Genomic DNA, 13,266 nt, shown 5'->3' with positions numbered 1-13,266 from the left:
GTACGGCACAGCTAAATACTTGCATCAATAGAAAACGAGCTTTTAAAAATTTTACGTAATATTTCATGCTCCAGAATTATTTTAAAATTACCCTTCGCAATCTTTTTAAAAACAAGACTTTTTCTTTTATCAATATTGCGGGTCTGGCTGTGGGCATGGCTAGTTTTATATTAATTACCCTGTGGATTCACCACGAATTAAGTTTTGAACAGTTTCACGAGAAAAAGGCTACTTTATACCGCGTTTTTACCAATGTGCAGGAAGCAGGACGGGTACTAACTGGCAATACTACTCCGGCCCCGCTGGCTTCCAGCCTACATAGCAGTTTCCCGGAAATTAAAAGCGCTTGCCGCACCAGTTATATTACCAACCATTTGTTTAAAGTAAACGCGCAAGAAATAGCGGCGGCGGGCCTTTGTACCGACCCTAATTTTTTGCAGCTATTTAGCTTTCCTTTAATAAAAGGAGATTCAATTATTGCCCTGCAAGACCCGCAGAGTGTCGTTCTTACAGAAGAATTTGCGATAGCGTTGTTCGGAAAACAAGATCCCATAGGCCAAATCGTCCGTTTGGATAATAAAGAAAATTTTAAAGTTACCGGGGTTTTAAAAATCATTCCTCAAAACTCTAGCTTCTATTTCCAGTACCTGCTGCCTTACGAATATTTCCGAAGACAAAATCCTTGGGGCCAAGACGCAACCAGTTGGGACGCCAATCCCATTCATACGTACGTGGAGTTAAAGCCCGGCGCATCCCTGGCGCAGGTGCAGGAAAAATTAAAAAACTTACCTGCCAGACATGGCGAAAAAGATTTACAATTATTCCTTCATCCGCTTACCGATTGGTACTTGTATTCTAATTTCGAGAACGGGAAAGTAGCCGGCGGGCGTATTGAAATAGTCCGGTTTTTTGGCATTATCGCGGGCTTAATACTGGTAATGGCCTGCATTAATTTTATGAACTTAAGCACTGTGCGCAGCGCGCGGCGGGCGCGGGAAGTGGGTGTCCGGAAAGTATTGGGTGTTACTAAAAAAGGCCTGGTTTTTCAGTTTCTCGGTGAGTCTATTTTCCTGGCTTTTTTAGCCGGTATGGTGGCCTTGGGGTTAGTTTTCCTGGCTTTGCCCACCTTTAACGAGTTAATGCTGGCAAACTTTGCCATTGATTACCAGAACTTTTATTTCTGGGTTATTTTTGTTTTGTTTCTACTTTTTACCGGAGCCGCTGCCGGGGTGTACCCAGCTTTTTATTTATCGGCGTTTAAACCTGTTTACGTACTTAAAGGCATTTTTCATAAAAGCCAAAAAGCCTTTCCTTTCCATAAGTTATTGGTAATTGTGCAGTTTACCTTTGGTATTGTTTTAATTATCTCGAGCCTAGTTATTCAAAAACAAATAAAACACGCCCAGGTAAGAGATACTGGTTACCAAAAAGAGATGCTCATTCATGTGCAATATTTCGGCGACCTGAAAAAGAACTATCGCTTATTAAAAAACGACCTGCTCCGCTCCGGCGTGGCCGCTTCGGTTACTCAAACCAACTCGCCAATTACCGAACTCTGGGACAACTCTGCCAAGGTAAACTGGGCCGGTAAAACTCCCGGACTGTTGGTGAACTTTAACGTGTTGTGCGCCGACGAAGACCTGGTGCCTACCTTTGGCCTGAAATTAACAGCGGGCCGCGATTTCGACCTGAAGAATTTTCCAACCGATTCTATGGGTTGTATGCTAAACGAATCGGCCGTTAAAGTAATGGGCTTTAAAGATCCAATTGGCCAAACCATTGTGACTGACGACCAAAAGTGGAAAGTGGTAGGCATTGTAAAAAACTTTATTCTGGGCTCGCCTTACACCCCCACCGAACCCCTGGTAATACTGGGTGCCAAAAGCTGGTTTAACGTGGTGCACATTAAATTTAAAAATAACCAGACCATAACCGAAAACTTAAGCAAAACAGAAGCCCTGGTTAAAAAATACAATCCGGCTTACCCCTTTGCATTTAGCTTTGTTGACGAAGCCTACGAACAGAAATTCAGCGATGAAAAGCGAGTAGGGAAATTAGTGGTGCTTTTTACCGCACTTACCATTTTTATTTCTTGCCTGGGGTTATTTGGCTTAGCTACTTATACCGCCGAGCAGCGCACCAAAGAAATTGGTATCCGCAAAGTACTGGGCGCCTCGCTCACCAACATTGTATCGCTGCTCTCCCGTGATTTCTTAAAACTAATAGTAATTGCCAATTTAATTGCTTGGCCTTTGGCGGGTTGGGTGATGCACCAATGGCTTCAGAATTATGCGTGCCGCATATCGCTGGGCTGGGGAGTATTTGCTTTGGCCGGCTCTGGCGCGCTTATTCTTGCGCTGCTAACGGTCAGTTTTCAGGCTATAAAAGCAGCGGTAGCTAACCCGGTAAATTCACTACGGAACGAGTAGCCAGAACCTGAATTTAGGGGAGTTAAAAATTAACCTGGTTAATGTTTGAATAGAAAATTTAAAAAAACATAGCAACAGAATCCGGAATTATGGCAATCCTTTAAACCCATAGCTCCAGGTTCTAACAGTATAACACACCATTATCAACCCATTCAACTGTAAACGAAATGTTTCAAAACTATCTCAAAATCGCTTTGCGCAACTTGTGGCGCAACAAAGCTTTTTCGGCTATCAATATTTTTGGTTTGGCTATCGGCATTGCTACCTGTTTGGTGATTATGTTGTTCGTGGCCGATGAACTTAGCTACGACCGGTTCAATACCAAAGCAGACCGCATGGTGCGTATTATTTTTAAAGTTACCCTGAACGGGGAAACCATGGAAACGCCCACGGCCTCGGCACCCACCGGCGAAACGCTCCGGCGCGATTACCCCGAAGTAGAAGAAGCCACCCGGGTGCGGGTAAATAGTGCTCCCATTATTTCGTACCAAAACAACACATTTAAGGAAGATAAGTTTGCCTATGTAGATGCTAACTTTTTTCAGGTATTTACCTTGCCTTTGGTGCAGGGCGATGCCAAAACCGCACTACGGGAACCTAATACCGTAGTTATTACCCGGGCCACCGCGCAGAAGTATTTCGGCAACGAAAACCCTATGGGCAAAATACTGCTGTTTAAAAACGAAAAAACCAGCTACAAAGTAACCGGCGTTATCGATAAAATACCGGCCAATTCGCACTTTCATTTTAATATGTTGGCTTCCATGGCTGGTTTAGAAGAAGCCAAACAAACCACCTGGATGAGCAATAATTTTAATACGTATTTGGTATTGCGCCCCGGTTACGATTACAAACAGCTACAGGCTAAAATGCCGCAGGTAATAGAAAAATACATGGGACCCGAAGTGCAGAAAGCTTTGGGCATGAGCCTAAAACAGTTCCGGGAAAAAGGCGACGATGTAGGCTTGTTTCTGCAACCTGTTACCGATATTCATTTGCGCTCGGATTTAACCAACGACCTGGAGCCGGGCGGCGATATCCGGTACGTGTATATTTTTGGGGCGATTGCGGTATTTATGTTACTGATTGCGGCCATCAACTTCATGAATTTATCTACGGCGGGCGCTTCTAAGCGGGCCCGCGAAGTAGGCATTCGCAAAGTGCTGGGCTCGGTAAAAAAAGAATTAATCCAGCAATTCTTACTCGAATCTATTTTGCTGAGCGCGATTGCTTTAATGGTAGCTTTAATTTTGGTGTATCTGGCCTTACCGGTTTTCAACGATTTATCCGGCAAAGAACTAAGCCTTGGTTTTACGGTTAATTTCTGGCTGTTACCCGGTTTATTAGTGTTTGGCTTAATCGTGGGCGTGTTGGCGGGCAGTTACCCGGCTTTTTTCCTGTCGTCCTTTCAGCCGGTGAAAGTTTTAAAAGGCGCTCTCACGGCTGGCAAGGAAAGTTTGAGCTTGCGCAGCGGGTTAGTAGTATTCCAGTTTTTTATTTCGGTGGCTTTAATGATTGGCACTACGGTGGTGTATCAACAGCTGAATTACATCCAGAACAAGAAAGTAGGTTTCGACAAAGACCAGGTAGTGGTACTGCACGATACGTACGTGCTGGGCAAACAAGAAGAAGTATTCCGGCAGCAGCTTTTGCAAGACCCGCGGGTAGTCAATGCGAGTGTGTCGGGGTTTGTGCCGGTGGGCCCTACCAATTCTGAAAACTCGGTGGTATTGCCCGAAAACAATGCGGCCCAAAGCGTGAGCACCCGGCAGTACTTCGTGGATTATAATTACATTCCTACCTTGGGCATGCAGCTGGTAGCCGGACGTAATTTCTCAAAAGATTTTGCTTCGGATTCTACCGGCATGGTGATTAACGAGGCCGCGGCCCGGTCATTTGGCTGGGGGAAGAACATTTTAAACCGTAAAGTTTTCCGGTTTATTAGCAACGAGGGTGATAAGAAGGAATACCACGTAATTGGCGTGGTAAAAGATTTTCATTTTGAATCGCTGCACGAACGCATTACGCCCCTGCTCATGATTATAGACAATAACTCTGGTTCTATCATTGTAAAAGCTAAAACCAAAGATTTAGCCGGTTTGCTGGCAACCATGAAACAGCAATGGAACAGCTTTACCGCCGACGCGCCTTTTGCTTATACTTTTATGGACGAGCGTTTTGCCGAAACCTACCGGGCCGAGCAAAAAATTGGCCGTATCCTGAGTATCTTTTCGGGTCTTACCATCTTTGTGGCCTGCTTAGGCTTATTTGGCTTAGCTACTTTTACCGCCGAACAGCGCACCAAGGAAATTGGCATCCGCAAAGTACTGGGCGCCTCCCTCACCAATATTGTTTCGCTGCTATCCCGTGATTTTTTAAAATTAGTGCTTATCGCCAATATTCTGGCCTGGCCCATTGCTTGGTGGGCCATGCAGAAGTGGCTACAGGATTTTGAGTACCGCACTACTATTGGCTGGTGGGTATTTGGTCTGGCTGGTGCTGGAGCCTTGCTTATTGCGCTGCTTACTGTTAGTTATCAGGCCATAAAGGCCGCCATTGCTAACCCGGTAAAAAGCTTGCGGAGTGAGTAATTGGGAAATAATTAAAAGTTTAAATTTTAACCAGCTCTTAATCCTATGCTGAAGAATTTTTTAAAAATTGCCTTCCGGAACATAGGCCGGCACAAAGGCTACACTTTTTTAAATGTGGCCGGTCTGGCAATAGGTATAGCGGCTTGCTTAATTATTTCTTTTTTGTCCGGAATGAGCTGAGTTACGACACCTACCACACGGCTGCCGACCGCTTGTACCGCGTGGCTATTGATATTCAGAGCCGGGCCGATAACCGGGTATTTGCTCAAACGTCGGCACCTCTGGCAGCCGCTTTGCAACGAGATTTTCCGCAGATAGAAAAAGCAGTCCGGTTGGTTAAGCAAAGTAATCAATTAGTGACTTACGGACCGGGAAAAAGCTTTTATGAACGCACTTTTTACCTGGCCGATCCGCAAATTTTGGAAGTATTTACCCTGCCGCTGGTAAAAGGAAATGCGCAAACGGCTTTAAACCGGCCGGGTACTTTAATAATTACGGAAGAACTAGCTAAAAAATATTTCGGCAATACCGAACCTTTGGGTAAGATTTTAAAAGTAAATCAAGAGCCATTTGAGGTAACCGGAATTTTAAAAAACCTGCCGTACAACAGCCACCTGAAAATGGATTTAATTACTTCGCTGGCTACTTGGAATAAGCAGGATTGGTATAAAAAGGATGTTGCCGAGAACTGGCATTCTACGATGTTTTATACCTACATTAAAGTAAAAGAGCAGGTAAATATTCCGGCTTTCGAAAAACAAATTAAAACCGCCGCCAATAAGTACGTGCGCGAACAAATAAAAGACTGGGGGGTTACGTACCATTATTTCTTGCAGCCGGTAAAAGCTATTCACCTGCACTCGCAGTTAAAAGATGAGGCCGAAGTGCCGGGCAATGCCATTAATGTGTATATTCTGATAGTAGTGGCCGTTTTAATCATCTTTATTGCTTCGCTGAATTACATCAATCTTACTACGGCGCAATCGGCTAACCGGGCCAAAGAAGTGGGGGTGCGTAAAGTGATTGGGGCCACTAAAAAGGCGCTGATGATGCAGTTCCTGTGCGAGTCTTTACTGCTTACGTTTATGGCTCTGGTTTTGGCTTTAGCCATTGTTTTTCTTACCCGGCCCTTGTTTGAAGCTTTATCGGGGCAGACCTATGCCTTTGCGTTGCTTTTTACGCCACAATTTATTTTAACCCTGTTGGGACTTACCGGGCTGGTAGGCATAGCGGCGGCCATTTATCCGGCATTAGTGCTGGCTTCTTTCCGGCCGGTAACGGTGCTGAAGGGCAGCTTAAGTTTAGGGGCAAAAGGCGGCGGCTTGCGGCAAGCTTTGGTAGTTTGCCAGTTCACTATTTCGCTAATGCTGCTGGTGGGTACCATGATGGTATACCGGCAATTAAATTTTATGAAAGACCAAAATCTGGGCTTCGAGAAAGAACAAATGCTGGTTTTACCCGTCCGGGGCACCTCTATGGCCGACAACTATGAACAAATTAAGAGTGAGTTTCAAAGGCATCCGGCGGTAGTGAGCGCCACCACCTCGGCCAGTGTACCCGGGCAGGAAGTACAAAATTTTGCGGTTTCCTTAAAAGACGAGGCCGACGACAAAGGGCAATCCATGTATTATTTATTTACTGATTTTGATTTCCTGAAAACCTACGGCATTCCGATAATAGCGGGACGGAATTTTGACAAAACGATTCAAACAGATAAAGAATCTGCTTTTTTAATTAATGAAAAGGCCGTGAAAGCCTTTGGCTGGGCCACGCCGGAAGAAGCGATTGGCAAAAAGCTGGCGGCTGGTTTTGGCGGCGATGGAGAAATTATCGGCGTGTACAAAGACTTTCACTACCGGTCGCTGCAAGCACCTATCGAGCCCTTGATAATGGCGATGGTGCCTTGGCGGCTCAACACCATTAGTTTGCGGCTGAACACGAAAGATTTGCCGGCCACCATGGCTTTTGTGCAGAAAAAATGGCAGGAACTTTTCCCGCAAAATCCCTATGAGTATGCTTTCCTCGACGAGGAATTTAATAAACAATACCAGGCCGACGAGAAAATTGGCCGCATTTTTCTGGTTTTTACCGCTATTGCCATTTTTATAGCCTGTTTGGGTTTATTTGGCCTGGCCACTTTTGTGGCGCAGCAGCGCACCAAAGAAATTGGCGTGCGCAAAGTACTGGGTGCCTCCGTGTCGAGTATTGTGAGCTTAGTATCCAAAGATTTTGTAAAGCTGGTACTTGTTTCGTTTGTAATTGCTACGCCCTTGTCTTACGTGTTAATTGGTAAATGGCTCGAAAATTTTGCTTCGCGCATTGCCATTAGTTGGGAAGTATTTGTAATAGCAGGATTGGCGCTGCTGGTGATGGCCTTACTTACCGTGAGTTACCAATCCATAAGAGCAGCACTGGCCAACCCGGTTAATTCTCTGCGGAACGAGTAGGGTATACCCAACAGCTAAATTATTACTTCTCCGTCTGATTTTTAACAGAAAACAAGCACAATAATGCGGTCATGAGATAATCTGCCTGGTGACCAAAGATTTCTTTCATAAATTTTAGGTAAACGCATCATTTCCATCATGTTTCGCAACTATCTCAAAATCGCCGTCCGGAATTTGCTGCGGCACAAAGGCTTTTCGTTTATTAATATCGCCGGCCTTACCCTGGGGCTCACCGCTTGTTTGCTCATTGGCTTATTTGTGCGGGACGAAAAACAATTCGATCAATTTATTCCGCAGGGGGACCAGATTTTTCGGATTTATAACGTCCGGACCAGCCAGGAGGGAGCCGAAAACAATGCCGGCACTCCCCCGATGTTTGCTACTACCTTACAGCAAGAGTATCCCGAAGTAGCGGAAACCCTGCGTATTTTGCGAATACCTTCTAAAGACCTTTTTGAGGCAAACGCTAAAAAATTGTACGAAGAAGGGGGCATTGCTCCGGATTCTACTTTTTTTAATTTTTTTCCATTGACTTTTACTTACGGTACTCCCTTGCAAGCGCTGGATGACCCGGCATCTATGGTGCTCTCGCAGAAAATGGCCGAACGGTTTTTTGGCCCGGAAAACCCGGTAGGTAAAACCATTCTGTTTAATAAAGAAGCTTTTACAATAAAAGGCGTATTTCAAAGCAATCCAAAGTTTCATTTGGCCATTAATTTTATCGTGCCGCTGGCCTCGCAGCAAATTCCGAAAGAGCGCATGACCCGCTGGACCTGGCAGCAATTTTACAGTTATGTAAAATTAAAAAAAGGAGTAGATGCCCAGGCCATAGAAACTAAATTTCAAAGTTTAGTAAAAGAAAAAGTGCATCCTATTCTAAAAGAAGGCGGCTCTACTTACTTGCCTTATTTTCAGCCGTTAAAGCAAGTTCATTTATATTCCGCCGATTTTAAATTTGATCTTTTAACTATCAAAGGCAATCATACTTATGTAAACGCCTTAAGTTTGGTAGCCGTTTTTATTTTACTTATTGCTTGTTTTAATTTTGTTAACCTGGCTACCGCTAAGTCTTTACAGCGAGCCAAAGAAGTGGGCGTTCGTAAAGCCATTGGTGCCAGCCGCCGGCAATTAATGGAACAATTTATCGGCGAAACGTTATTGCTTACTTTTATCAGTGTCGTTGTTTCCGGGATACTTACTTTGTTCGCGTTGCCGGGACTAAACGAATTTACCGGCAAACAAATAACTTTTAATTTCTTTACCCAGCCGCAATGGTTGTTGTTCTTAGGGGCGCTTACCGGAGTGGTAGGCATTTTGGCCGGTTTTTACCCAGCCTTGGTTTTATCGGGCTTTCAGCCGGTTAAAGTGCTAAAAGGAACCGTGGTAACGGATAGTGTGCCTGGTCAAATTCCCTGGCTGCGGCATGGCTTGGTAGTAGTGCAATTTGCCTTATCGGTTTTGTTAATTATCAGCGCCCTGGTCGTTAGTAACCAGGTAGAATATCTCCACCAAAAAGATTTGGGCTTTAACCGCGAAGAAATTATGTTTTTCCCGATGCGCGGCGATCATTTAAACCAGAACTACGAAGCCTTTAAAAATGAACTGTTGCAATTGCCGGGAGTTTCTGCGGTTTCCATCGGTTATGGCTTTCCGGGCGATATGTTTGCCGGCGACGAAATACTGGTGCCCCGTAACGGAGAGAATACAGCTGTGGCCGTTACGCAGTTATTAATCGATCATGATTACGTGAAAACCCTGGGCCTGGACGTGATAGCGGGCCGCGACTTTTCGAAGCAAATAAAATCCGATGCAACGGCGGCTTATATGATTAACGAAACGGCCGTTGCTTCCTTGGGTTTGGGAACCCCGCAAAAAGCATTGGGCCAGCCGTTGCTTTGGCAAACCTGGGCCAATCCTGACTCTTTAAAAAAAGGTAAAATTATCGGCGTAGTCAAAGACTTTCATTATAAGAGTTTGTACGATAAAGTAGAACCGGCCGTGCTGCAGATTTACCCGGATGCGTATTGGAAAGTAGCCGTTAAAATTAAGACGGCCGGCATCGACCATACCATAGGGCGGGTAAAAGAAGTTTGGAACCGCTTTTCTCCGGAGTATCCGCTGGAGTTTAATTTCCTGAACGAGAATTTTAATCAGATGTACCAGGCCGATGATAAATTACAATCGCTGCTTTCGCTTTTTACTTTGGTTACTATTTTTGTAGCCTGCCTGGGTTTGTTTGGGTTAGCCGCTTTTGCTGCCGAACGCCGCCGGAAAGAAGTTGGTATTCGCAAGGTATTAGGGGCCAGCGTAAAGGAAATAGCTTTTCTGTTATCGAAAGAATTTATAAAGTTAGTGGGGGTAGCCTTGGTGGTGGCCTCACCGGTGGCCTGGTATTTTATGGAAAAATGGTTGCAGGATTTTGCTTACCGCATTACGCTCAGCTGGGAAGTTTTTGTAACCGCCGGCTTGTTAGCTCTTTTTATTGCGGGAATAACCGTCGGTTTTCAAGCGGTAAAAGCTGCTACCGTAAACCCCGTGGATTCGCTGCGTAGTGAGTAAAAATGTACCTATACATTACTTGGTTGGCTATCGGATAAATTAAAACCAAGCGCATACCTATCGCCAGGAGCCAGGGAAGCGGCGCAGGGGCGTACCAATGGTTCTCAATCTTCAAGATTTTTAAAAATGTACTTCTTCTGGCTTTCACCCTTATTCGTTTGGCATTACTTTTCAGATGAAAAAAGTATGTTGAGGTAATAACAAAAAAGGCCGCCTATTCTCTAGACGACCTTTTATCCGGCATTTATCAGCGGTTACTGTTTCACAACTCTTTGTCGCGCTACAAAGGTGCCGCGTTTAATGGTTAACAGGTATACTCCGGGAGCTGCCGAGGAAAGATCTACATCTGTAATGAGCGCTCCCTGGTTGCTGCTTTTTTTGCTTTCGTGCACTACTTTCCCGTTTAGCATATCCGTTAACTGCAATTCGTATTCACCGGCTTCCAGGGAGTTGGCTTCTACGTGCAGCGTGTGGGTTACCGGGTTAGGCGCCAGTTTTATTTGCCGGCTGATTTCCGGAACTTCCATTATCCGGGAATCAGGGGCCGGACTAACGCTAGTCGAAGGATTCGGGCAATCTACTTTGCAAATCAGTTTATCATCGTAAGTAACGGTGGTGCAACTTAGTCCGGCTACTGTGCCGGATGGCTGCATTCGCCGCGACCGGGAATGTCTGACAAGGACCGAGGGGAAATTGCTGGGGTCTTTCGGGAACATGTAATTACAGGTTTTCGTCCCGAAATCGATTTTCATGATATGGCTGTCGCTAAATAAAGGGTTATTGGTATTTTTCATCGACGAGAAATAAGCAATGCCCGGGCAATTAGCATCCGGCACGTAGCTCAAACCAAAGCCCACCGAAAACAACATCGGGTTGTAACTGTTCCAGGCAATTGCATTTCCTGCGGCACCTGTCCGGTACAGCATTTCCCGGTTCACTCCGTTCTGTATTACCAAACCGGCCAGGTAATAATTAGGGCCGGGCGTTTCCAGAATGTCGTAGCATTTGCTGGGATACAGGTTGTTGTTATTAATAGCCCGCAGAATATTCTGGAACTGAATAACGCCGGCGGCGGCGGTGAGCTTGGTAATCTGCATATTATAACCTCCTCCGAAATTAGTAAAGCCACCCACAATTAAATTATTATCCTGGGTTAAGCGCACCGCCTGAAACTGATCGTCGGGCGCCGAGTGGTAGTTATTGGCCCAGATAAGATTGCCGCCCGGACCCAATTTAAAGGCCAAGCCATCGGTGCCGTTATTACCGGTATTATCCCGCAAGGTGCCTACTACGTAAATGTTGCCGTTGGCATCTTCCACGAGTTGCTTTGCCGAATTGTGAGCCGAATTGTACTGACCTCCTCCCGGATCGAAGTTAAACCGGTTACACCAGATAATAGCGCCGGCTGTTGTTACCCGGGCCACAAAAGCATCGGTATGCGTGCTGCCTCGCTTCGATTCGCCGCACAGCAGGTAGGTAAGTTGTCCGGCTACCAGCGTGTTGGATCTTTTAATGTTCCAGGCAATGTCGCTGCCGCCGCCTATATCCATCCGGGACGAATTAACCACAAAACCATTAGTATTTAAATTAGTAAACAAAACATCGCTGCCACCCGGCACTCCCGCTCCCGTTATGGCATTATTTACTACGTCTCCCACGGCCACGTAGCCGCCGTTGCCGCTGGCTACCCGTATTTCGGTAATGCTGTTGGCATGCGCATCCAAGGCTTTGCCATCGCGGGTAAACTGGTGGCTGCGGTTACTTAATACGGCGCTGGTGGTACTTAAACGGGTAAATCGCAGGCGGTCGGCGGTATTATTGGGAGCCGGTAGCGCCGGGTTTTTGTATGAAGTGCCAATGCCCACGTAGTAAAAAGGGTTATTCCCATCAAAGTTATGCTGCGTTCTAAGGCCGCTGTTAAAGCGTTCGTGGCGGAATACGGGAGTTACGTAGTTTAAATTAAACTCACGTTGAAAGTACTGCACTTGGCCAAGCGCCAACTGACAGGTAAATAAAAGAACCAGGGTTAATAAAGTTTTCATTTTTAATTTATTTAGTGAAAGAAGATTTTTTTAAATTTTATAAGCAACAGGAGGCTGAAAAGGAATTATCTTTTAACAGGATCGGGTTTACCGCTGGGTACTAGGTTTCTCCAGATGAAAAGTCGTAAATCCGGGCGTAAAGATGCAGCAGCTAGCGAAGACCAGGATAGCACCAGAGCAGATATTACCAGGTACGCGGCTTTTTTTAACGGAACAGCCATTTTAGCGAACACCCACTACCACCGTATAGGTATTGTTTTGGGCGTTGTACCGCACCGGATAAGAACCACTAACAAGATTTTTGCCGGCTACCCCCAAATTAGTTCTTTCTGTGGGCGATAAAGGAATGGTATTTTTTAAAGTAAAGCTTTGCCGGGTTAGGTTGGGTTGGCGGCCATAAAATTGCAGGCCCATTGCACTGCGGGTAAGCGGGAAAGCAATCACGTGGTCTGGCCAGTTAGTGGTGGTATTTACTCCCGCCAAAGTGCGAAAGTCCGGAATGGTAGTTTTACTTAACTGCTGAAAGACCTGGGCTGGGCAGGTAGTACAAGGTGGTGCCGGATTTATAAGCTGCACCCCCGACGAAAGCCAGGGCGCAATTATTACAATATCCACGGTTTGCACGCAGACGGAGTTATTGGAAGCCGGTATACAAAATTCCGGATGCGCGGGGTCTTTGCGTTGGTTGATGTGCAAAGCATAAATGGTAAGCTTGCGGGGGAAAATCTCCAAACCGGAGAGATTTTGCTCGGTAGCAGCAGTACGGGTTTCTGCCGGATTAAGGGCCGGATCTTCGGGTTGACAACCCAGAAACAACCCAAAGGCCAGGCCATGTACCGAGATGGCCGAAACAAGTTTTAAGAATGAAGTTTTCATGGTGTTTTAAAAAAATAGGTAAAGTAGATAAGGTAAAGCGGAGAATGGCGCGGAGCATAGCCCGGTTAGAGATAGCGGACTAGTGGAGGAGGGCTGCCGGTTGCCAGGGGAGGATTAGAACCTGATCTGGTTGGTATTCCGGTAGTAATTTTTAAATTTTTGGTTAAGCTATAGGCCTTGACCAGAAGAAACCACGGCTACTACACGAGTGGTGGCGTTTGCTTTGTAAGCGGTTGTTTTTACAACACCATTGCCCAAGAGAAGGAAGTTGGTAATAGGGGTGGTGCGCGAGAAATTTAATGAACGGAAAAAAAGAATAAGT

7 protein-coding genes are annotated in these 13,266 nt (G+C 45.6%); 5 read left to right on the top strand and 2 right to left on the bottom strand.

Annotated elements, in window-relative coordinates:
• Nucleotides 1–65 precede the first annotated feature (65 nt).
• The 5 genes from AHMF7616_RS20360 to AHMF7616_RS20345 all read left to right on the top strand — a co-directional run bounded on the left by AHMF7616_RS20360 (nt 66) and on the right by AHMF7616_RS20345 (nt 10,026).
• Complete coding sequence (locus AHMF7616_RS20360) at nt 66–2,429, top strand: ABC transporter permease (RefSeq protein ID WP_115374559.1); 2,364 nt, start codon at nt 66–68, stop codon at nt 2,427–2,429.
• A gap of 167 nt (nt 2,430–2,596) precedes the next feature.
• Nucleotides 2,597–5,020 carry an ABC transporter permease gene (locus tag AHMF7616_RS20355; RefSeq protein WP_115374558.1) on the top strand — a complete coding sequence of 808 codons (2,424 nt, stop codon included), beginning with the start codon at nt 2,597–2,599 and terminating at the stop codon, nt 5,018–5,020.
• A gap of 45 nt (nt 5,021–5,065) precedes the next feature.
• Entirely contained in the window at nt 5,066–5,200 is a 135-nt protein-coding gene (locus AHMF7616_RS26795; protein ID WP_199474289.1) for an ABC transporter permease, read from the top strand.
• Nucleotides 5,164–7,467 carry an ABC transporter permease gene (locus AHMF7616_RS20350; protein WP_199474287.1) on the top strand — a complete coding sequence of 768 codons (2,304 nt, stop codon included), beginning with the start codon at nt 5,164–5,166 and terminating at the stop codon, nt 7,465–7,467. The genes AHMF7616_RS26795 and AHMF7616_RS20350 overlap by 37 nt, the downstream gene beginning before the upstream one ends.
• Nucleotides 7,468–7,605: 138 nt before the next feature.
• Nucleotides 7,606–10,026, top strand: coding sequence for an ABC transporter permease (locus AHMF7616_RS20345; protein ID WP_115374557.1), 2,421 nt, complete (start codon nt 7,606–7,608; stop codon nt 10,024–10,026).
• A gap of 254 nt (nt 10,027–10,280) precedes the next feature.
• Here AHMF7616_RS20345 and AHMF7616_RS20340 read toward each other — a convergent pair whose 3' ends face one another.
• A complete protein-coding gene (locus AHMF7616_RS20340; protein WP_115374556.1) occupies nt 10,281–12,068 on the bottom strand; it encodes a T9SS type A sorting domain-containing protein in 1,788 nt (595 codons plus the stop codon).
• Between the two features lie 222 nt (nt 12,069–12,290).
• Nucleotides 12,291–12,944, bottom strand: coding sequence for a hypothetical protein (locus tag AHMF7616_RS20335; protein WP_115374555.1), 654 nt, complete (start codon nt 12,942–12,944; stop codon nt 12,291–12,293).
• Between the last annotated feature and the right edge of the window lie 322 nt (nt 12,945–13,266).

Origin of the sequence: Adhaeribacter pallidiroseus, from assembly GCF_003340495.1 — a bacterium.
GTDB classification, from domain to species: domain Bacteria; phylum Bacteroidota; class Bacteroidia; order Cytophagales; family Hymenobacteraceae; genus Adhaeribacter; species Adhaeribacter pallidiroseus.
This window is presented reverse-complemented; position numbering and strand designations above follow the sequence as displayed.

Excerpts from the sequence above, each read along its gene's own strand:
- AHMF7616_RS20355 (WP_115374558.1), top strand. The coding sequence starts at position 2,597 with ATGTTTCAAAACTATCTCAAAATCGCTTTGCGCAACTTGTGGCGCAAC.
- AHMF7616_RS26795 (WP_199474289.1), top strand. The coding sequence starts at position 5,066 with ATGCTGAAGAATTTTTTAAAAATTGCCTTCCGGAACATAGGCCGGCAC.
- AHMF7616_RS20335 (WP_115374555.1), bottom strand. The coding sequence starts at position 12,944 with ATGAAAACTTCATTCTTAAAACTTGTTTCGGCCATCTCGGTACATGGC.
- AHMF7616_RS20345 (WP_115374557.1), top strand. The coding sequence starts at position 7,606 with ATGTTTCGCAACTATCTCAAAATCGCCGTCCGGAATTTGCTGCGGCAC.
- AHMF7616_RS20340 (WP_115374556.1), bottom strand. The coding sequence starts at position 12,068 with ATGAAAACTTTATTAACCCTGGTTCTTTTATTTACCTGTCAGTTGGCG.
- AHMF7616_RS20360 (WP_115374559.1), top strand. The coding sequence starts at position 66 with ATGCTCCAGAATTATTTTAAAATTACCCTTCGCAATCTTTTTAAAAAC.